Raw genomic sequence first — 20,101 nt, 5'->3', positions numbered from 1 at the left:
GGCTGGCAGGATCTGAAACTATCGCGCCGGTTTTGCACTCCCGCGGTGCTTATATGCCACATTGATGAGAAACGCCCTGGGCCGCATCGCGCCAGGGCAGCCATGCGCTGCCGCAGTTCGGCGAAGCTGGGCATGGATTGTCCGCATGGCTTGACGACAACCTTGGTGATGCGGCTCGACACTGGCCGCTTCGACGCCATCCAGTAATGGATTGTCACAAACACCGCGATCTTTAGGAAAAATCTCCACGCGCGATGCTTTGAATACACTAAATCCATAGACAAAGACCGATCCCGTGCTGAGCGCGTTTGTCTGGGTTGTCATATGGCAAAATCTCCTATTATTCTCAATGGCTTCACCATGAATGCCGTCTCCCATGTCGCCTACGGCCTTTGGCGTCATCCGGCCGACCAGGCCTATCGACATCCCGAGCTCGACTACTGGATCGAGCTTGCCAAAGCACTGGAGGAGGGCGGCTTCGATTGCTTGTTCATCGCCGACGCGCTGGGCCTTCTCGACGTCTATGGCGGTGGATACGACGCCTCGCTGGCAAAGGGCGTGCAGTCCCCCGTCAACGATCCGCTGTTGCTGGTCTCAGCGCTTGCCGGCGCGACAAGCCGGCTGGGTTTCGGCGTCACCGTTTCGACGACCTACGAAAAGCCATATCTGCTGGCGCGCAAATTCGCCACGCTCGATCATCTCACCAAGGGGCGGATCGCCTGGAACGTCGTCACCTCGCAGCTCGACAGCGCGGCGCGCAATCTCGGTCTCGACAGGCAGGTGGCGCATGACGAGCGCTACGAGATCGCCGACGAGTTCATGGATGTCGCCTACAAGCTCTGGCAGGGTTCCTGGGAAGACGGTGCCCTGGTGCGTGATCGCGGCAGCGCCGCCAACCCGGACGGTCTCTATACCGATCCGGAAAAGGTCCATCCGATCGGTCATTCCGGTCGCTACTTCAACGTTCCGGGTCCGCATCTCTCGGAGCCCAGTCCGCAGAGGGTGCCGGTGCTGTTCCAGGCGGGCGGTTCGCCGCGCGGCCAGCGCTTTGCCGCTCGTCACGCGGAGGTGGTCTTTGTCGCCGGTGCCGATGTCGATGGCATCCGCCGCAATGTCGCTGAGGTGAAGCGGCTTGCCCACGATGAAGGCAGGGCTCCAGGCAGCATCAAGTTCATATCCGCGGTCTCGGTGATCACGGATGAAACCGACGCCGCCGCGGCCGCCAAGCTCGCTGACTATAGGTCGCACTACGATGTCGAAGGCGCGCTGGTGCATTATTCGGCAACGACCGGCATCGATTTTTCCAGGCACGATCTCGACCAGCCTATCCGCTACACCGAAACCGATTCCAACCGCTCCCTGCTGCGCATGTTCGACGACCCGTCGTCGGGCCGCCAGTGGACCTTGCGCCAGGCGTTTTCCCCGGAGGGCGGTTTTGGGCGCGGCAAGTCGTTTGTCGGCGGTCCGAAGACCGTTGCGGACGAGCTCGAGCAATGGCTGGAAGCCACCGATACCGACGGCATCAATTTGACGCATGTGATCAGCCCGGGCAGCTTCATCGATTTCTCCGCCCATGTCGTTCCCGAGTTGCGGCGGCGCGGGCGCCTTCGCGAGGATCTCGGTCCCTCGCTGCGCTCCAGGCTCTTCGGGCGTGACAGCCGCCCGCCCGCCGATCATCCGGCGGCGCGGCATGCCTTCTCGCAGGTCCGCCGGCCGGAGGCGTTGGCATCATGACCATCCATGCCGTCGTTCAGCGCGAGCAGCGCAGCGATTTCCAGGGCTGGGCCGAGAAGGCCGAGGGGGTGGCACGCGAGCTCAAGCGCACCGCGGCCGCGCGCGATCTGGCCGGGGCCGCCCCGCACGCCGAAATAGACCTTTTGCGTCTAGCCGGCCTGCTGACGATCTATATTCCCGAGCGATTTGGCGGAGGCGGCGCGACGCCGGCCGAAGTACTGAGGATCGTCCGTATCCTGGCAAAGGGCGACACATCGATAGCCCAGATCGTCATCTACCATCTCTTCGGCACGGCAATCGGATTGGACGGCGACAACAAGTCCCTGATCGAAAGACGGCTTCAAGGCTTTCTCTCCAAGGGCTGGTTTCATGCCGGTATCGCGCAGGCCGCCTATGAGCCGCTTGTCGAGGCGAGGCAGGTGGACGGCGGTTTCGTGCTCAACGGCGCCAAGCCTTTCACCAGTGGTGCACAAGTGGCCGACACGCTGCAGGTCTGGGTGCGCTTTGCCGGGAGCACGCGGATCGCCGGCACCGATGCCAGCGGTCATATCGGCCAGTTCATCGTCGCCAACCCCACGTCAGGCCTCAGCTTCGGCAATGACTGGGACAATATCGGCCAGAGGCTGACGGTGAGCGGCAGTGCGGCGCTCGAAAATGTCGCCGCATCCGCCGACGATCTGGTCGGGCATTGGCCTGATGATACGGTTCATCCACCGCGTGCCATGCTGCATGTGCCGATCGTTCATGCAGCCTTCGGCGAACTTTATCTCGGCACCGCCCTTGCCGCCCTGGAAGACGCCAGGGATTACATCACCCAACACGGCAGGCCATGGCTGTCCTCGCCGGCAAAGAAAGCCTCCGAGGACACGCTGGTTGTCGAGCGCTTCGGCCGGCTTTCGATCGCGCTGGCGTCCGCGCAGGCGCTCGCGGACGCCGCCGGCGAGGCCGTGCAGCGCGCCTTCGAGCGAGGCAGGGATCTCACCGCGGAAGAACGTGGCCATGCCGCGGCAATCGCCTACCAGTCGAAGGTGCATTCGACCGAGGTCGCCCTAGAAGTGACGTCGCGCATATTCGAACTGACCGGTGCCCGCTCCACGGCGCGCTCGTTCGGCTTCGACCGCTACTGGCGCAACGTGCGTACGCACAGCCTGCATGATCCCGTCCACTACAAGGTGCTGGAAGTCGGTGACTTCGCGCTTAACGGCCGTGTGCCGCCGCCAACCTACTATTCGTGAGCCGAAGCATGGCAAATTCCACCCATAAGGCGGTCAAGCCTCTCATCCTCAACGGCTTCGGTATGACCGTGGTCGGTCACGTGTCGGCGGGCCTCTGGCGTCATCCGAGCGACCGCGCCAACACCTACACCAGCCTCGAATACTGGACCTCGCTGGCCAAGCTGCTCGACGACGGCGGCTTCGACGCGCTGTTCCTCGCTGACGCGCTTGGCCACCTCGATGTCTTCCGGGGGACACCGGATGCGTCGCTGCGCACCGCAGCCCAGTCGCCGGTCAACGACCCGCTGCTGCTGGTCTCGGCAATGGCCGCCGCCACCAGGCATCTCGGCTTCGGCATCACCGTGTCGACCACTTACGAGCAGCCCTATCTCCTGGCCCGCAAGTTCACCACGCTGGATCATCTGACCAAGGGCCGCATCGCCTGGAACGTCGTCACCTCGGTTCTGGAATCGGCGGCGAAGAATCTCGGCCTGGAGCGCCAGATCGACCATGACGAGCGTTATGATCTGGCGCAGGAATTCCTGGATGTCACCTACAAGCTCTGGGAGGGATCCTGGGAGGACGGGGCGGTCGTGCACGATCGCGAGAAGGGGCTCTACACCGATCCTTCCAAAGTCCATCCGATCGGCCATCACGGCAAATATTTCTCCGTGCCCGGCGCGCATCTCGCGCAGCCCAGTCCGCAGCGCACGCCGCTTCTGTTCCAGGCGGGAACCTCGCCGCGCGGGCGCGAATTCGCTGCTCGCAACGGCGAGGTGGTGTTCCTCGGCGGCACCAGCACGGCCTCCATCCGCCGCTCGGTCGAGGCGATCCGTGCCCGCGCCGTCGAACTCGGACGGGCGCCGGATGCGATAAAGTTTATCACCGCGGTCACCGTCATCACCGGAGCCACGGACGAAGAGGCCGAGGCCAAGCACAAGAACTATCTATCCTACACCAGTGTCGAAGCGGCCCTGGCGCTGTTTTCGGCATGGACCGGCGTCGACTGGTCGCAATATCCACTCGACCACCCGCTCGAATATATCGAGACAAATGCCGGCCGTTCAGCCCTTGCCAATCTGACGCGGATCGATGCCGACCGGCGCTGGACCGTGGCCGGGATCGCCGAGTATATCGGGCTCGGCGGCATCCATCCCAAGCTGGTCGGCTCACCGCAGAGGATCGCCGACGAGCTCGAACGCATCGCCGATGAATCCGGCGTCGACGGCTTCAACCTGGCCTATGTCGTCAGCCCGGGCACATTCGAGGACTTCATCGAATTCGTCGTCCCGGAGCTGCGGCGGCGGGGTCGCATCCGGGAACGTGGCGCGCCCGGCACCACGATCCGCGAGCGCTTCCAGGGAGCGGGCCAGCGGCTGCTGCGCGACGACCATCCGGGAACAGCCGCACGCGACCGCTCGAACTGGGGTACCATCGTCGAGGCGGCCGAGTGAGCGGTATCCATCTCCACTGGTATCTGCCGACCAACGGCGACAGCCGGGAAATCGTCGGCTCTGGCGATGATTCCCATCTCGGCAACGGCCCGTCACGATCGCGGTTCCGGGAAGCGAGCCTCGATTACCTCTCACTGGTCGCCAAGACCGCGGAGACGTTAGGCTTCGAAGCCGTGCTGACGCCGACCGGAACCTGGTGCGAGGATGCCTGGATAGTCACGGCGGCACTGGCGCAGGTCACCACGCGGTTGAAGTTCCTCGTCGCCTTCCGTCCCGGCCTGATCTCGCCGACGCTGGTCGCCCACCAGGCGGCGACCTTTCAGCGCATATCGGGTGGGCGGCTGCTGCTCAACGTCGTCACCGGAGGCGATCCGCTGGAGCAGAGACGCTTCGGCGACCACCTCGGCCACGATCAGCGCTATGAGCGCACGGGAGAGTTCCTCGAGATCCTGCGCGGCGTGGTCCTGCCCGCCGGTTCGGGCCGGCGCTTCGATTTCAGGGGAAAGCACTATGACATTGAAGGCGCCAGATCGATTTCGGCAAATGGCCGCTTCCCGACATCTTCTTCGGCGGCGCAAGTGGTGCTGCGCAAGCGGTCGCCGCGCGCCATGTCGACACCTATCTGGTCTGGGGCGAGAGCCCGGCAACGGAAGCTGCCCGGATAGGCCATGTGCGGGAACTCGCCGCCGCGCAGGGCCGCAAACTAAGCTTCGGCATACGCCTGCACGTCATCAGTCGCGATACCGAGGCGCAGGCCTGGGAAGAAGCCGAGCGGCTGCTGGAGAGACTGACGCCGGAACGGATCGCGCAGGCGCAGGCAATCCTGGCGCGCACGGAATCGGCCGGCCAGCGCCGGATGAACGCGTTGCATAGCGACAGCGGCACCGCGGCGCTCACCGCGCGCAGCGTGCGCGATCTCGAAATATCGCCGCATCTGTGGGCCGGCTACGGCCTGGTTCGCGGCGGCGCCGGCACGGCGATCGTCGGCAGCCACGAGCAGGTTGCGTCGCTCATCGAGGAGTACCACGCCGTCGGCTTCGACCACTTCATCCTGTCGGGCCAGCCGCACGTCGAGGAAGCCTATCATTTCGCCGAAGGCGCGCTGGCGGTCTTGAAATCGAAGGGGCTGCTCGCAGCCTGAAATATGTGCGGCCTCAGGTGGACGCGACAATGGAGCATGACGAGAAGACAATGTCGGACATTCAGATCTATCCGGGCCTCAGCGACGCCGAATTCGAGACCTGGGCCGAGAAGGCCCGCGACGTGGCGCAGCAACTCGCGGCAACGGCGCTCGAACGCGACCGGGCGAACAAGGACCCGGTGGAAGAACTGGCGCTGCTGCGCGACAGCGGCCTGCTCGGCTTGGCCGCGCCACGCGAGTTCGGCGGCGCCGGCGCAAACCTCGTCCAGGCGCTCAAGATCAGCCGCATCATCGCCGCCGCCGACGGCTCGATCGGGCAGTTGATCGCCTATCACTATTCCAACGGTGTCTGGACCTACATTCTCGGCACGGCCGAGCAGTGGGAAAAGACGGCGCGTGGCGTCGGCGCACAAGGCTGGTTCCAGGGCGGCGTCAGCAACCCGCGCGACCAGTGGAACGAGATCGAGCATGTCGGCGACCGCCGATTCCTGAACGGCAGGCGCACCTTCGCAACCGGCGCCTCGGTGGCCCAGGTCATCACCGTCAGCCTCTGGGACAACGGCAAACGCGCTCACTACCAGATCCCGCCGACGCGCCAGGGCATCAGCTTCGGCGGCGACTGGGACAATCTCGGCCAGAGACTGACTGCGAGCGGCAGTGTCACTTTCGACCATGTCGAAGTCTTCGAGGATGAGCTGCTCAGCGCCCTCGACGATTATGAGGGCGATGTCGAATTGCGCGACGGCCTGCGCGTCCTGTTCAGCCAGCTCATCTTCATCAATTTCTATCTCGGCATTGCCGAGGGCGCTCTTGCCGCCGCCGCCGATCATGTCCGCCGCTTCGGCCGGCCCTGGCCGGAGTCCGGGCTGGAACGGGCGATCGACGATCCCTACCATCTGGTGCTGTTCGGCCGGCTATCCGCCGGCATTGCGGCGGGCATAGCAATCGCCGACAAGGCCGCGGCGCTTTACGAGGCGGCACTGCATGCCGGAGCGTCGGTGACGGCGCAGCAATGGGGCGAACTCGCAACGATCATCGACCAGGGCAAGATCGTCGCCAACGACGTCGTGCTCGACGTGACGGCGCGCATCTTCGAAGCGACGGGCGCGCGCTCGACGGCCAACAAATATGGCCTCGACATCTATTGGCGCAACGCGCGCACCCATACCGTCCACGATCCGGTCTCCTACCGGGCGCGCGAGGTCGGCACATATCTGCTGGCCGAAACGCTGCCGAGACCGCGAACCTATGCGCAGCCGCCGCAGCCGGAAGCGCACAAGCCTGAAGCCGTGCCCACGCGGAGGGCATCATGATATCGGATGTGCGCCTGCTGACCGGGAAGGCCGAACTCGCGCAGGCCGCACGCACCTTCCGCACGGCCATGGTCGGCCTGCCGCCGCTCGGCCCGATCGACGACGCGCTGATCGACAGATTGTTCGAGCCGGATCGCACCTGGGGCGCCTTCGACGGCGAGACGCTCGTTGGCACAACCGACTCCTATTCGGGACGGATCGCGGTTCCCGGCGGCGCCTGGTTGCCGCAGGCCGCGGTCACCCATGTCGGGGTGCTGCCCACCCATACGCGGCGTGGCGCCGCCACGGCGCTGTTCAAGGCGCAGCTGCGCGCCGCGCGCGAGCAGGGCGAGGCGGCGGCCACCTTGCGGGCCTCCGACGCGCGCATCTACGGCAACTTTGGCTATGCGATCGCCAATACTTCTGTCAGCCTGGAAGTCGACACCCAGCGCGCGCGCCTGCGGGCAGGGCTGACGTACACCGACAAGATTCGGCTGATCGACAGCGACGATGCCTGGGCGATACAGGCGCGCATCTACGCGGATCAGCCTGTTTCGCGCGCGGGCGTCATCACACGCTCGGCCTATTGGTGGGATTTTCAGGCGTTGCGCCAGGCGCACAGCGGCACGCCTAACTACGTCGCCGTTCACGGCGACAACGGTTCGGAAACCGGGTTCGTGCGCTATCACCCTGTCGGCCTCGACAGCTGGTTCACCAGCTCGGAACGCACCATCGTGGTCGATGATATCGTGGCCTACAGTCCGGCCGCCTATGTCGCGCTGGTCGCACATCTGCTGGCGGTCGACCTGCCGCATCGCATCGTCTTCTGGAGCCGTCCCGCGGACGATCTGCTGCCGTGGCTGTTCGAGGATTTTCGAAGCGTTCGCGTTTCGGCGGCGCGCGACGAAACATGGCTGCGGCTCCTGGACGCTGAAAAGGCTCTAACAGCCCGGTCCTATGCCGGGCAGGGCAGCGTCGTGCTGGAAGTCTCCGATGCCATCCTGCCCGAGAACGCGACCAGGCTGCGCCTCTCGCCAGAAGGAGCCGAGCGCACCAATCTGTCCGCCGCCGTGGTGACGGACGTGGCCGCGGTTTCGGCGGCCTATCTCGGCGGCGTGAAGTGGTGGCAGCTCGCGCAGACGGGGCGCCTCGGCGACTTCGACCGGGCTGCGGTCGAAACGCTCGACACGCTGTTCACGGCGCCGGCCTTGCCTCATTCCGGAACAATGTTTTGACAGGCGGAGCTAATATAAAATGTATTTTGAAAGTGTGTTTGAAAAATGGGTAATTCTATCTCAAAATTATTCTCGCTAAATGCAATGGTATTTTGAAGAATTATTTATAATCGGAGAGAAGTAATGACAACACATGTTGCGCGTAAGTTATTATTGGGAATTGCAATTGGCATTCTGTCGATTTCTGTTCTTGGTTCATCCGCGCAAGCGGAAGATCTGAAACATGGCGGGGTCCTGCGGATTGCTTCGATCCAGTCCGATCTCGATGCGTTCGATCCACTCACCGGCTACAGCATCGATTCCTGGGAAATCCTGCGCGCAACAACGCGCCAGCTGGTGACCTATCCCGGCTCGCCAGCCGGCCTTAAGGAGGACACCACGCTCGTGCCGGATCTCGCCAAGTCCTGGGACATCAGCGACGACGGCAAGGTCTACACCTTCCATTTGAAGGACGACGTGTTCTTCTCCGGCAGCCTCGAGCGCAAGATCGTCGCCAGCGATTTCGTCTATGGCGTCAAGCGCTTCTGCGATCCCAACAAGCAGGTCGCCGCCATCAACTATTTCAACCTCGTGATCTCCGGCTTCGTCGACTATTGCAAGGAATTCGCGAAAGTGCCGACAGGCGATCTCGCTGCGACCAAGGCTTTCACCGACACGCATGAGATTGCCGGCGTCTCGGCTCCCGACGAGCACACGCTGGTCATCAAGTCGGACACCAAGAACTACGATTTCCTCAACATCCTTTCGATGAATTTCGTGTCGCCGGTGGCGCCCGAGATCGCGTCCAAATATTTCCCGGACTCGCTGGAGTCGCGCAAGAACCTGCCGTCCAGCGGCCCTTACTATGTCGACACCTACGAGCAGGGTCAGAAGCTGGTCCTGAAGAAGGCAAAGAATTTCAAGCCGGAGTCCGACCCAGCGCGCAAGGCCTATGCCGATGAGATCGATATCGATTTCACGGCCAACAGCGAGGACAGCGTCGTCCAGAAGATCATCGCCGGTGAGGCCGATCTGTCGCTGTATCTCGACATCCCGCCCATTCCGACGATCCAGCGCTTCCTGTCGCAGAAGAGCCCCGACATCCATGTGACGAACAGTGGATCGGCGAACTTCATCACCTTCAACCAGCGGCCGGAGGTCAAGAGCGACGGGGCCGAGGCGCTGCGCAAGCTGAAGGTCCGGCAGGCGCTGACCTATGCGGTGAACCGCGAACATCTGGCGCAGACCCAGGCCGGTTCGATCGGCGCCGTGCCGCTCACCCAGATCATCACCTCGACCATTCTCGGCTACGAGAAGTTCGATCCGTACCCGACCGAGAGCTACAGGGGTGATCCGGCCAAGGCAAAGGAACTGCTCGCCGAAGCGGGATATCCGAATGGCATTGCGTTCGACGCGATCTACAGGGGCAACGCGCAGTTCGAAGCGATTGCCGTGACGCTGAAGGAGGATCTGGAAGCAGCGGGTATCACGCTCAACCTGATCCCGATCCCGCCGACGCAGTGGTACGCCTTCATCCAGGATCCGAAGAGCCGCTGGGACGTGTCCCTCGGCGGCACATTCTCCCCGGACTGGCAGGGACCGAGCACGCGCATGCTGCTTGGCGGCTGGCTGAATTCGGACGCGGCACCTTGCGGCACCGGCAACGTCCACGCCATTTGCTACAGCAATCCGGAACTCAACAAGCTAGCGGCGCAGGCTTATCCGTCGGACGATCCGGGGCCGATCTGGACCAAGGCCGACAAGCTCGTCTCCGCCGACCTGCCTTGGATTCCGTTGTTCGAGAAACGCAAGGTCGTGGTCACCTCCGATCGGCTCGCCAACTGGGTGTGGTCGTCGCTGGCGGTCAATGCCGACATCACCAACATCGCTCTCAAGCAGTAGCAAGGCCGGACCGGCAAAAGGAGGCGCGCGTGCCCATCTTCTCTGTCGCCGATCTGCGCGTCGCGTTCGGCGGCGTGGACGTGGTGCATGGCGTCTCGTTTTCCGTCGAGCCGGGCAGGACGCTTGCCATCGTCGGTGAATCGGGCTCGGGCAAGAGCGTGTCGCTGCTCGGCGCCACCGGCCTTCTGCCACCGGCGGCGAGTGTTCGCGGCAGCGTGCTGCACAAGGGCGATGAGATACTGGGCCTCTCCGCCGGCGACCTGCGCCGGCGGAGAGGTGCCGACATCGGCTTCGTCTTCCAGGACCCGCTCAGCAATCTTCATCCGTTGAAGACGATCGGCCAGCAGATCGCCGAAGCGATCACCGCGCACCGCGGGGTGGGACGTGGGGAGCTGCGTCAGCGCGTTCTCGATCTTCTGGCCGATGTCGGCATCCCCGACCCTTCGGCCCGCGTGAACGACTATCCCAGGCAGTTCTCGGGCGGCATGCGCCAGCGCGTGATGATTGCAGCGGCGATCGCGCTCAATCCCGGTCTGATCATCGCCGACGAACCGACGACGGCGCTCGACGTGACCGTGCAGGCGTCGATCCTTGATCTGCTGAAACGAATCCAGCAGGACCACGGCACGGCAATGATCTTCGTCAGCCACGATCTGGCCGTCGTTTCGGACATTGCCGACGATGTCCTGGTGATGCGCGCGGGGCACGTCGTGGAGCAGGCGCCGGCCGAGCTGATTTACAGGGCACCGCGCCAGGCTTACACCAGGGAGTTGCTCGGTGCGGCGCGGCTTGGCGGCCTTGTTGCACGCGCGGCGCGATCATCGCTACTCCCGGCGCTGCCGTCGATGCCCGATTTGCTCTCCGTCTCGGCAATCGCGCGTTCGTTCGCAGGCCGCTCCGCCGCAGGCGGTCTGATCAGGCCGGTGCTCACGGATATCTCGTTCACCGTCCGCGAAAACGAGATCGTCGGCCTCGTCGGCGAATCCGGCTCCGGCAAGTCGACAATCGGCCGGCTGATCGCCGGGCTCGACCGGCCGGACGAGGGCAGCATCTCCCTGCGGGAGCGTATCTATTCGCGTCCGGGTGTCGGCGGCATCGCCATCGACCGGCAATTGCGGTCGGACATACAGGTTATCTTTCAAGACCCCTATGCAAGCCTCAACCCGCGGCGGCGCATCCGGTCCATTCTGGCGGAACCCTTCATCATCGGCACCAGACTGGACGCCGCGGCGATACGCCGGCGCGTGCAGGATCTGGTGCGCGACGTGGAACTTCCCGACGACGTGCTGGATCGTTTCCCGGCCCAGCTTTCAGGTGGCCAGCGGCAGCGTGTCGCCATTGCGCGCGCCATCGCGCTCGAACCCTCGCTGATCGTCGCCGACGAGCCGGTATCGGCACTCGACATCACGACGCAGGCGAAGATCATCAGGCTGCTGCAGACCATTCGCCGGCAGCGAGGCCTGTCGCTGCTCTTCATCTCGCATGATCTCGGCGTCGTGTCGGAACTGTGCGACCGCGTCATCGTGCTGGAGAAGGGCGTCATCGTGGAAGCCGGCGAGACAGGCCGTGTCTTCGGCGCTCCCCGGCATCCCTACACGGTCAGGCTGATAGACGCGATCCCCGGCAAGGTCCTGCGGCGCAACCCGGTTCCCGAGCGGATCGCCGCGCATGCCTGAGATCCGTGCCCTGGCGTCCGTCCAGGACCACGTCCTGCTGGGGCATGGCGAGGTGGTGAATTCCTACAGGTCGCTGCTTCTGCGAGCGCTGCTGCGCGAACGGTCCTTTCGCATCGGCGCGCTGATCATAGGCTTCGTCACCGCCGGTGCGCTGCTGGCGCCAGTGGTCGCATGGCTGCTGGGGCACGGGGTGACGGAGCAGTTCCGCGATACGGCGTTGACCGAGATGGGACTGCCGACTGGCCCCACGTTCGAATTTCCACTTGGCGCCGACGGCAACGGCCGCGACGTGCTGGTCAGAACGCTCTACGGCGCGCGCGTATCGCTGGCCATCGCCATCCCGGCGACCACGCTTGCCATGATCATCGGCACCGCCATCGGCCTCGTCAGCGGATTTCTTGCCGGTCGCGTCGACCGCGTCATTTCGCAGGCGGTGGACGTCGCTTTGTCGTTTCCGTTCATCGTCACCGCGCTCAGCCTCCTGTCGCTGAACCGGGGCGTCGATGGCAAGCCGTTTGTTGCGCCCTCCCTGGTGGTGGTGCTGATCATAACCCTGTTTTCCTGGACCTACTTTGCCCGGCTGACGCGCGGCCTGGTGTTTGTCCTGCGCCGCAGCCCGCTGGTGGAAGCCGCGCAGACGATCGGCGCCTCGAAGACCAGGATCATCATGCGCGAGATCCTGCCCAACATCGCGCCGGTCATCCTGGTCTACTGGGCGGTACAACTGCCGACCAACATCATCGCCGAAGCGACGCTCTCCTTCCTCGGCGTCGGCGTGCAGGCGCCGCAGCCGAGCTGGGGCAATATGATCGCCGAGGCGCAGCGCTCATCCCTCTACCAGTTGCAGCCATGGTTCCTGCTCGGACCCGGCATCGCGCTGTTTCTGACCGTGGCCGGCTTCAACACGCTGAGCGCTGGCCTGCGCAACGTCCTCGACCCCCATCGCCGCAGCGGGTGACGCCATGATCCGGCATACAGGCAGGCTGATCTTCCGGGCGCTCTCGACGCTGCTGATCGTGCTGGTGATCGCGTTCTTCATCACCCGCACAGCCTACCGCAATCCGGCCGCCATGCTGGCGCCGCGCAACGCCAGCCAGCAGGCGATCGATGCCATAGCGCACGCGCTGCGGCTTAACGAGCCATGGTATCTCCAGCTATGGTATTACCTCTACCGCGGCCCCGACATCCAGGGCGCGCCGATGGGGATCGCTCACTGGCCGCCGGCGCTGGGCTACTCCTTCCGCAAGCAGACACCGGTGACCGATCTCATCCTGTCCAAGGTGCCGGTGACGCTTTCGCTAGCCCTTGGTGCCGTCGTCATCTGGATGACGCTGTCGATCCTGCTTGGAGTGATTGCCGCGCGCCGGCAAGGCTCCTGGCTGGACAGGCTGATATCGAGCTTAGCCTATGTGAGCCTGTCGGTGCCGACGTTCCTATCCGGCATCCTGATCTCCTACTTCCTCTTCTTCCAGCTCTCCAATCATGGGGTCTTCTGGTTTCCAAGCAGCGGTTATGTGCCGCTGACGAAAGATCCGTTCGAATGGGCCCGGCATCTGGCCCTGCCGTGGCTGACGCTGGCACTTGCCGAGATCGGCATTTTCCAGCAGCTGATCCGCGCAAGCATGCTCGAGATCCTTGGCGAGGACTACATAAGGACGGCGCGCGCCAAGGGTGTTCCGGAATGGCGGGTCTATTACGATCATGCGTTGAAGGCCGCGCTCAATCCGGTGATCACGCTGGGTGGCCTGGAGCTTGCCGTCATCATGGGTGGGGCGATCGTCACGGAGACGATCTTCGGATTGGACGGCGTCGGCCGGCTGGCGATCAACTCGGCGCTTGAAGGCGATTTTCCGGTCGTCATCGGGACGACGATCTTCGCCGCGGCATCGTTCGTGTTCTGCACCTTCGCCGTCGACATCACAACCAGATGGCGCGATCCGGCGAGCCAGTCGTGACCGGTCGCCATCGGGCAATTCGCTCTCATTTCAGCACGGATATTGGGAAAAATATCCGCTCTTGCTGAAATCGATGAAGCACGTTCCCTTATCATAATCCCCTTTGTCACAAATTCGCACCGCAATTCGCAAGCAGATCGGCCGCGTCATTCGGTGGAGCCACACTCTCCTGCGGAGCGACATCTCAGGCTCCGCGATCAATTACTCGACAAGGTGAACTCACGATGATCTCCCGCCTGTTGCGAACCATCATGCTGTCTCTGGCAGTCACCCTCCCGACGCTGACCGGACTGGCGGCACAGGAGGCGGGCGGGACGCTCAATCTGATCGTGCAGCCCGAGCCGCCGACGGTCAATGTCGGCGTCAACCGCCTCGGCCCGACGACCTACGTCGGCAACAAGATCTACGAGAGCCTGTTGACCTATTCGGCCGATCTGAAGCCGCTGCCGAGGCTGGCGCAAAGCTGGTCGATTTCGGATGACGGCCTCGTCTACACCTTCAACCTGCGCCGCGATGTAAAATGGCATGACGGCCAGCCGTTCACGGCCAAGGACGTGGTGTTCAGCTTCCAGAAGTTTCTGCCGGCACTTCAGGCCCGCTCGCGACTCAACCTGGCGGAGGTGAAGGACATCGCCACGCCGGACGACCACACCGTGGTGTTCACGCTCAAGGCGCCGTACCCAGCCTTCATCTACGTCCACAACACCGCCGTGCTGCCGGCCCATCTCTATGAAGGGGTGAGCGACTTTCGCACCGCCGAGGCAAACAGCAAGTTCATCGGCACCGGGCCGTTCAAATTCGCCGAGTGAAGAAGGGGTCCTTCATCCACCTTGTCCGCAACCCTGACTATTGGGATGCCGGCAAGCCCCATCTGAACGACATCTTCTTCCACGTCATCCCTGACGCCAACAGCCGCGCCATCGCTTTCGAAACCGGTCAGGTGGATGTGCTGCGCGCAGGCGACGTCGAGAACTTCGACATCACGCGGTTGGCCGGGCTCGATGCCGTGCAACTGACCGAGGCAGGCTGGGAATTTCTTCAACCGGTCGGCTACATCCACCTCAACAACCGCCACAAGCCGCTCGACGATGCGCGGGTGCGCCGGGCGATCGCGCATGCGATCGACCGCCAGTTCATCATCGACACGATCTTTGGTGGATTCGGGCACGAGACCAACGGCCCGCTGTCGCGCCTGTCGCGGTTCAAGGACACATCGGTCGAAACGAAATATGAATTCGACCTGGCCAAGGCGAACGCCATCCTCGACGAGGCCGGCCTGAAGCCCGACGCCAACGGCGTGCGCTTCGAACTGCAGTTCGTTCCGCTGCCCTATGGCGAGCTGTGGCAGCGCGAGGCGGAATATATCCGGGAGGCGCTGGCGTCTGTCGGCATCAAGGTCAACATCGTGGCGACCGACGTGCCGGGCTGGTTCAAGCGGCTGACCACCTTCGACTATGATCTTGCCGAAAACTTTGTCTACACCACCCCCGACCCGGCAATCGGCATCAGCTATGCCTACACCACGCTCGAAGGCGACAATGCGGGCACGACCGGCGGCAATGTGCATGGCTATTCCAACCCCGAGGTCGACAGACTGCTGGCCGACGCCGCCCATGAGAACGACTTCGACAAGCGCAAGGCGCTCTATTCGCAAGCCCAGAAGATCATCTCCGCCGATGTGCCGCTGATCTGGACGCACGACATCGTCTTTCCGACGCTCTACCGAACCAAGGTTCACAATCTGATCGCGACCGGTCTCGGCACAGATGAAAACTTCGCCGATGTCTGGCTGGCGAAATAGCTGGCGGGCTGGGTAGGATGGATCGTCTTGGCTTCCTGACGGGACGGGCCGCCCGCGCGGTTCTCATCCTGTTTGGGGTTATCGTGCTCAACTTCGTGCTGCTGCGCCTCGCACCGGGAGATGCGGCATCCGTCCTGGCCGGGGATCAGGGCGCGGCCGACCCGGCCTTTGTCGCGGAACTGCGCCACGATCTCGGGCTTGATCGCTCCGTGCCCGAGCAATTGTGGATCTACACCAAGTCGCTGGCGCGTCTCGACTTCGGCCAATCCTACCGCGACCAGCGTCCTGTTGTCGATATCATCGCGGAAAGGCTGCCGGCCACACTGCTTCTGACATTGACCGCCTTTGGCTTTGCGTTGGGGATCGGCATTGCGCTCGGGTCCATCGCCGCCCGGCACGCCGGCAGTCTGCTCGACGCCGTGCTGACCGGCATTTCGGTGATGTTCTTTGCCATGCCGCTGTTCTGGACCGGCCTGATGGCGATCCTGCTGTTTTCGGTCTGGCTGAACTGGCTGCCGTCCTACGGCATGCAGACGGTAGGCGAGGGCGGGTCGGATCTCTCGCTTGTCGGGGATGTCGCCGTTCATCTCATTCTTCCGGCTCTGACGCTAGGCCTGTTCTACATGGCCATCTACATGCGCGTGACGCGCGCCTCGGTGCTCGACGTGCTCGATCGCGATTTTGTCCGTACCGCCAGGGCCAAGGGCCTGAAACCGGGATTGATCTGGCGCCAGCATGTGCTGAGGAACGCGCTGCTGCCGATCATCACCTTCGCCTCCTTGCAGGCCGGACAACTGATCGGCGGGTCGATCCTGATCGAGACGGTGTTCGCCTGGCCGGGCGTCGGGCGTCTCGCCTTCGATGCCCTCATGCAGCGGGACTACAACCTCTTGCTGGCGATCTTCTTCATCACCTCGACAATCGTCGTCGTCATCAACCTGGCCGCGGATTTTCTCTACGTTGCCGCCGATCCGCGCATCGAAATGGGAGCTTGAGGCGATGGCCTTGCCGCGAACCCCGTTCCTCAGGCATCCGGGCGCCATCGCCGGCGCGCTGATCCTGATCGCGATCCTCCTGATGGCGATCTTCGCCGGTATCCTCTTTCCGGGCGATCCCTGGCGCATGGTTGCGCGCCCGAACCTGCCGCCCTTCAGCCCGGGTCATCTGTTCGGCACCGACATGCTCGGCCGTGATCTTGCGGCCGGCATCGCCCACGGGGCGCAGGTCACGCTGCTGATCGCTCTGGCGGTGACGCTGCTCGCCGTCGCCTTCGGCACGGCGATAGGTGCTGTCGCCGGCTATTTCGGCGGCTGGGTCGACGACGTCGCCATGCGGTTCACCGAGTTCTTCCAGACCATCCCGAGCTTCCTGCTGACGGTCGTCATCGTTGCGATCGTCGCGCCTTCGCTGGCTTCGATCATCCTGGCCATCGCAATCGTCAGCTGGCCGCAGATCGCCCGGCTGGTCCGGGCCGAGGTGCTGAGCCTCGTCAACCAGGACTTCGTGCGGGCGGCACGGGTTGGCGGGCTGTCGACTGCCCGGATCATCTGGGGGCACATCCTTCCCAACGTGCTGTCGCCGGTGATCGTTGCCGCTTCGTTGATGACGGCGACCGTCATCCTGATCGAATCGGGCATCAGCTTCCTTGGTCTGGGCAATCGCGAGTTCGTCTCCTGGGGCTATCTGCTCGGCACCGGCAGGACCGCCTTTCGCGTCAACTGGTGGCTGTCGACCATTCCGGGCCTGGCGATCTTCCTCACCGTTCTTTCCCTGAACCTCGTCGGCGACGGCCTGAACCATTGGCTCAACCCTCGCAACAGCAATCGCGGTGGGCGCGCATGACGGCCCTGGTCGAGATCGCGGGTCTCTCCATCGCTTTGCCGGAGCACGCCGATCGAGCATTGGCCGTCGAAGACGTGTCGTTGCGTATCGACCGTGGCGAAGTGCTCTGCCTGGTCGGCGAATCCGGATCTGGCAAATCGGTATTGGCCGCGGCCATTGCCGGCCTGTTGCCTGCCAAGCAGCTCCGGATCGCCGCCGGTGCGATCCGTTTCGATGGCCGCGACATTGCCGGGATCAGCGAGGCTTCGTTCCGCCTGCTGCGCGGCAAGCGCATTGGCTTCATCTTCCAGGAACCGATGAGCGCGCTCAATCCGGTGCTGACCATCGGCCGCCAGATCGAGGAAGCGCTCGCCGCGCATGATGGCGGCGACCGCAAGGCGCGCACCGCTCGCGTGCTGGAACTGGCGCGGGCAACCAGGCTTCCGGATCCCGAGACGATCATTCACCGCTACCCGCACCAGCTCTCGGGCGGACAGCGGCAACGGGTGATGATCGCCATGGCGATCGCCAACGATCCGGACCTGCTGATCGCCGATGAACCCACCACCGCGCTCGACGTCACGACGCAAGCGGAAATCCTGCGGCTGATCCTTGAAATCCGCGAAAGGCTCGGCCTCGCCGTTCTGTTCATCACCCATGATATCGGCGTGGTCGCCGATATCGCCGATCGCGTCGTGGTGATGAAGGAGGGCCGGGTGATTGAGAGCGGCAGAGCAGACGACGTCCTCGAAGCGCCATCGCAGCCCTACACACGCCGCCTGATCGAAGCCGTTCCGGTTCTTCATACCAGTGCAATTCAAAGACGGGACGCAGGGGATCCGTTTCTCGTTGTCCGCGGGCTGAGCAAGACCTATCGTGATCGCCGCGCGCCTTGGCGGCGGCAGACCTCCGCCACCAGGGCGCTGGACGGTGTCAATTTGACGATTGGGCGCGGCGAGACGGTCGCCCTCGTCGGTGAATCCGGTTCGGGCAAGACGACGCTCGGCCAATGCGTCGTCGGACTGGCCGACTGGGATGAAGGCAGCCTGAGCTTCGACGGTGGCGATCTCGCCGGCACGACACGGGAGCGCATTTTACGTCCGCGTATCCAGATGGTGTTTCAGGATCCGTTCGCCTCCCTCAATCCGCGCCATCGCGTCCGCCGCATCCTTACCGAAGCCACCATAGTCAACGGCCTTTCACGCGAGAGGGCGGAGGAGAGCATGTCCCGCCTCCTTGTCCGCGTCGGACTTGACCCCGGTGCGGCCGATCGTTTCCCGCATGCCTTTTCAGGCGGCCAAAGGCAGCGTATTGGCCTGGCGCGAGCACTCATGCTTGAGCCCGACCTGCTCGTCGCCGACGAACCGGTCTCGGCCCTGGATGTCTCGATACAGGCGCAGATTCTCGACCTTCTGGCGGAAATCAAACGCGATCTTGGCCTGTCGATGCTGTTCATCACGCACGATCTTCGTGTCGCCTCGGCGATCGCCGACCGCATCGTCGTCATGCAGAGCGGCAAGATCGTCGAGGACGGTCCCGCCGAACAGGTTTTGACACGTCCCGGATCCGACTATGCGCGTGCGCTGCTGGCGGCGGTCCCAGGCCTGTCCTGGGAGCGGAGCCGCAGCCAGATCGACCGGGCCGCCGCGGAATAGAGGCGTGATACCGGTCGCAGGGCAAAATCTACCAATCTTGTAGAATTAACAAAAACGCGCTGTCCGTCTTGCCCGAGCGATACTGGAATTTCCCCACCTGCCACCGAAAGGGATGGCGTTTTCTTTGTTTCCATCGCCTGCGGTGCGACGCTTCGATCACCAAACAAGAGGTCGAAATGAGCAGTTCTGCTGGTAAACAAACGATTCCGGTGCTGGATTTTTCCCGCTATGAAGCCGATCCGGCATCTCGCAAAGAATTCATCGAGGGATTGCGGCGCGCTGCACGCGATGTTGGCTTTTTTTACCTGACCGGACATGGCATCGCACAATCGCTGATTGACGATGTGCTTGGCGCGTCACGACGTTTCTTTGCCTTGCCGGACAAGGACAAGCTCCAGATAGAGATGGTCAACTCGCCGCATTTCCGCGGCTACAACCGGATTGGACAGGAACTGACGAAAGGCCAGAGGGACTGGCGCGAGCAGGTCGACATCGGCTCGGAGGCACCGGCGCTGCCGCGCAATGCCTCGCTGCCGGCCTGGACGCGCCTGCAGGGACCAAACCAATGGCCGACCGCCTTGCCCGAGCTGAAGCCGCTTCTGCTGGAGTGGCAGGATCGCCTCACCGATCTTTCGACGCGCCTGCTGAAAGCCTTTGCCATTGTCCTGGAGCAGGATGAGGGTGCTTTCGAAGCCATCTATGCCGGCACGCCGAACCACCTCATCAAGATCATCCGCTATCCCGGCCGTGACGCGACCGAAAGCGAGCAAGGCGTCGGTGCGCACAAGGACAGCGGCTTCCTGACGCTCCTGCTGCAGGAAAGGCAGAAGGGGCTGCAGGTCGAAAGCGCCGATGGCGATTGGATCGACGCCGAGCCGCGCGCCGGCACCTTTGTCGTCAACATCGGCGAACTGCTGGAAATGGCGACCGATGGCTACCTGAAGGCCACCGTGCACCGGGTCGTAACGCCGCCAGCCGGCACCGACCGGCTGTCGGTCGCCTTCTTCCTCGGCGCTCCGTTCGATGCCGAGATTCCGCTCCTGGATCTGGCGCCGCACCTGAAGGCGCAGGCGAACGGGGTCACCCGCGATCCGCAGAATCCGCTCTACCGCAATTCCGGGCAAAACGCGCTGAAGAGCCGGTTGCGCTCGCATCCCGACGTCGCGCGGCGCCATCACGCCGATCTGCTGGCCGTCCAGGCACGCGCCGAAGCTGTCCCGGTCGCTTGACCGCCACAACCAT

The 20,101-nt window shown here is 63.6% G+C and carries 18 protein-coding genes; 17 read left to right on the top strand and 1 reads right to left on the bottom strand.

What is annotated here, in order from left to right; translation table 11 throughout:
- Positions 1-18 precede the first annotated feature (18 nt).
- Positions 19-324 carry a hypothetical protein gene (locus tag EOA13_RS12120; RefSeq protein WP_127292908.1) on the bottom strand — a complete coding sequence of 102 codons (306 nt, stop codon included), beginning with the start codon at positions 322-324 and terminating at the stop codon, positions 19-21.
- Here EOA13_RS12120 and EOA13_RS12115 point away from each other — a divergent pair, their 5' ends adjacent.
- The 17 genes from EOA13_RS12115 (at position 325) to EOA13_RS12045 (ending at position 20,088) form a co-directional block, all read left to right on the top strand.
- A complete protein-coding gene (locus tag EOA13_RS12115; RefSeq protein WP_127292906.1) occupies positions 325-1,734 on the top strand; it encodes an LLM class flavin-dependent oxidoreductase in 1,410 nt (469 codons plus the stop codon).
- Complete coding sequence (locus EOA13_RS12110) at positions 1,731-2,969, top strand: acyl-CoA dehydrogenase family protein (RefSeq protein WP_127292903.1); 1,239 nt, start codon at positions 1,731-1,733, stop codon at positions 2,967-2,969. The genes EOA13_RS12115 and EOA13_RS12110 overlap by 4 nt, the downstream gene beginning before the upstream one ends.
- An 8-nt stretch (positions 2,970-2,977) precedes the next feature.
- Positions 2,978-4,402 (top strand): LLM class flavin-dependent oxidoreductase, encoded by a 1,425-nt coding sequence (locus tag EOA13_RS12105; RefSeq protein WP_127292900.1) that lies wholly within the window; start codon positions 2,978-2,980, stop codon positions 4,400-4,402.
- Entirely contained in the window at positions 4,399-5,067 is a 669-nt protein-coding gene (locus EOA13_RS38305) for an LLM class flavin-dependent oxidoreductase (protein ID WP_206535276.1), read from the top strand. Before EOA13_RS12105 ends, EOA13_RS38305 begins: the two co-directional genes overlap by 4 nt.
- The gene (locus EOA13_RS38300; RefSeq protein ID WP_245490366.1) at positions 4,962-5,543 is read left to right on the top strand and encodes an LLM class flavin-dependent oxidoreductase; all 582 of its coding nucleotides are present in this window, start codon (positions 4,962-4,964) and stop codon (positions 5,541-5,543) included. The genes EOA13_RS38305 and EOA13_RS38300 overlap by 106 nt, the downstream gene beginning before the upstream one ends.
- A 50-nt stretch (positions 5,544-5,593) precedes the next feature.
- Complete coding sequence (locus tag EOA13_RS12095) at positions 5,594-6,856, top strand: acyl-CoA dehydrogenase family protein (protein ID WP_206535274.1); 1,263 nt, start codon at positions 5,594-5,596, stop codon at positions 6,854-6,856.
- The gene (locus tag EOA13_RS12090; RefSeq protein ID WP_127292895.1) at positions 6,853-8,070 is read left to right on the top strand and encodes a GNAT family N-acetyltransferase; all 1,218 of its coding nucleotides are present in this window, start codon (positions 6,853-6,855) and stop codon (positions 8,068-8,070) included. Before EOA13_RS12095 ends, EOA13_RS12090 begins: the two co-directional genes overlap by 4 nt.
- Positions 8,071-8,193: 123 nt before the next feature.
- Positions 8,194-9,951 carry an ABC transporter substrate-binding protein gene (locus EOA13_RS12085; protein ID WP_127292893.1) on the top strand — a complete coding sequence of 586 codons (1,758 nt, stop codon included), beginning with the start codon at positions 8,194-8,196 and terminating at the stop codon, positions 9,949-9,951.
- Between the two features lie 29 nt (positions 9,952-9,980).
- The gene (locus tag EOA13_RS12080; protein WP_127292891.1) at positions 9,981-11,627 is read left to right on the top strand and encodes an ABC transporter ATP-binding protein; all 1,647 of its coding nucleotides are present in this window, start codon (positions 9,981-9,983) and stop codon (positions 11,625-11,627) included.
- Positions 11,620-12,585 carry an ABC transporter permease gene (locus EOA13_RS12075; RefSeq protein ID WP_127292888.1) on the top strand — a complete coding sequence of 322 codons (966 nt, stop codon included), beginning with the start codon at positions 11,620-11,622 and terminating at the stop codon, positions 12,583-12,585. Before EOA13_RS12080 ends, EOA13_RS12075 begins: the two co-directional genes overlap by 8 nt.
- A 4-nt stretch (positions 12,586-12,589) precedes the next feature.
- Positions 12,590-13,582 carry an ABC transporter permease gene (locus tag EOA13_RS12070; protein WP_127292886.1) on the top strand — a complete coding sequence of 331 codons (993 nt, stop codon included), beginning with the start codon at positions 12,590-12,592 and terminating at the stop codon, positions 13,580-13,582.
- Positions 13,583-13,806: 224 nt separating this feature from the next.
- Entirely contained in the window at positions 13,807-14,391 is a 585-nt protein-coding gene (locus EOA13_RS38640; RefSeq protein ID WP_245490363.1) for an ABC transporter substrate-binding protein, read from the top strand.
- On the top strand, positions 14,388-15,383 hold the full coding sequence (locus EOA13_RS38635) for an ABC transporter substrate-binding protein (protein WP_245490362.1): 996 nt from the start codon (positions 14,388-14,390) through the stop codon (positions 15,381-15,383). The genes EOA13_RS38640 and EOA13_RS38635 overlap by 4 nt, the downstream gene beginning before the upstream one ends.
- Before the next feature lie 17 nt (positions 15,384-15,400).
- Positions 15,401-16,378 (top strand): ABC transporter permease, encoded by a 978-nt coding sequence (locus tag EOA13_RS12060; RefSeq protein ID WP_127292883.1) that lies wholly within the window; start codon positions 15,401-15,403, stop codon positions 16,376-16,378.
- 4 nt (positions 16,379-16,382) lie between these two features.
- Positions 16,383-17,225, top strand: a complete 843-nt coding sequence (locus tag EOA13_RS12055) for an ABC transporter permease (RefSeq protein WP_127292880.1) — start codon at positions 16,383-16,385, stop codon at positions 17,223-17,225.
- Entirely contained in the window at positions 17,222-18,859 is a 1,638-nt protein-coding gene (locus EOA13_RS12050) for an ABC transporter ATP-binding protein (RefSeq protein ID WP_127292877.1), read from the top strand. The genes EOA13_RS12055 and EOA13_RS12050 overlap by 4 nt, the downstream gene beginning before the upstream one ends.
- A gap of 176 nt (positions 18,860-19,035) precedes the next feature.
- Entirely contained in the window at positions 19,036-20,088 is a 1,053-nt protein-coding gene (locus EOA13_RS12045; protein WP_127292874.1) for a 2-oxoglutarate and iron-dependent oxygenase domain-containing protein, read from the top strand.
- Positions 20,089-20,101: the final 13 nt, after the last annotated feature.

The organism is Mesorhizobium sp. M7A.F.Ca.US.011.01.1.1 (genome assembly GCF_003998295.1).
In the GTDB taxonomy this organism is placed as follows: Bacteria; Pseudomonadota; Alphaproteobacteria; order Rhizobiales; family Rhizobiaceae; genus Mesorhizobium.
The sequence above is the reverse complement of the archived record's forward strand: the minus strand, read 5'-3'. Positions and strand labels throughout refer to the sequence as shown.

Bases quoted from the DNA above. Each gene is read 5' to 3' on its own strand.
- EOA13_RS12120 (WP_127292908.1), bottom strand. From the start codon at position 324: ATGACAACCCAGACAAACGCGCTCAGCACGGGATCGGTCTTTGTCTAT.
- EOA13_RS12115 (WP_127292906.1), top strand. From the start codon at position 325: ATGGCAAAATCTCCTATTATTCTCAATGGCTTCACCATGAATGCCGTC.
- EOA13_RS12110 (WP_127292903.1), top strand. From the start codon at position 1,731: ATGACCATCCATGCCGTCGTTCAGCGCGAGCAGCGCAGCGATTTCCAG.
- EOA13_RS12105 (WP_127292900.1), top strand. From the start codon at position 2,978: ATGGCAAATTCCACCCATAAGGCGGTCAAGCCTCTCATCCTCAACGGC.
- EOA13_RS12095 (WP_206535274.1), top strand. From the start codon at position 5,594: ATGTCGGACATTCAGATCTATCCGGGCCTCAGCGACGCCGAATTCGAG.
- EOA13_RS12090 (WP_127292895.1), top strand. From the start codon at position 6,853: ATGATATCGGATGTGCGCCTGCTGACCGGGAAGGCCGAACTCGCGCAG.
- EOA13_RS12085 (WP_127292893.1), top strand. From the start codon at position 8,194: ATGACAACACATGTTGCGCGTAAGTTATTATTGGGAATTGCAATTGGC.
- EOA13_RS12075 (WP_127292888.1), top strand. From the start codon at position 11,620: ATGCCTGAGATCCGTGCCCTGGCGTCCGTCCAGGACCACGTCCTGCTG.
- EOA13_RS12070 (WP_127292886.1), top strand. From the start codon at position 12,590: ATGATCCGGCATACAGGCAGGCTGATCTTCCGGGCGCTCTCGACGCTG.
- EOA13_RS38640 (WP_245490363.1), top strand. From the start codon at position 13,807: ATGATCTCCCGCCTGTTGCGAACCATCATGCTGTCTCTGGCAGTCACC.
- EOA13_RS12060 (WP_127292883.1), top strand. From the start codon at position 15,401: ATGGATCGTCTTGGCTTCCTGACGGGACGGGCCGCCCGCGCGGTTCTC.
- EOA13_RS12055 (WP_127292880.1), top strand. From the start codon at position 16,383: ATGGCCTTGCCGCGAACCCCGTTCCTCAGGCATCCGGGCGCCATCGCC.
- EOA13_RS12050 (WP_127292877.1), top strand. From the start codon at position 17,222: ATGACGGCCCTGGTCGAGATCGCGGGTCTCTCCATCGCTTTGCCGGAG.
- EOA13_RS12045 (WP_127292874.1), top strand. From the start codon at position 19,036: ATGAGCAGTTCTGCTGGTAAACAAACGATTCCGGTGCTGGATTTTTCC.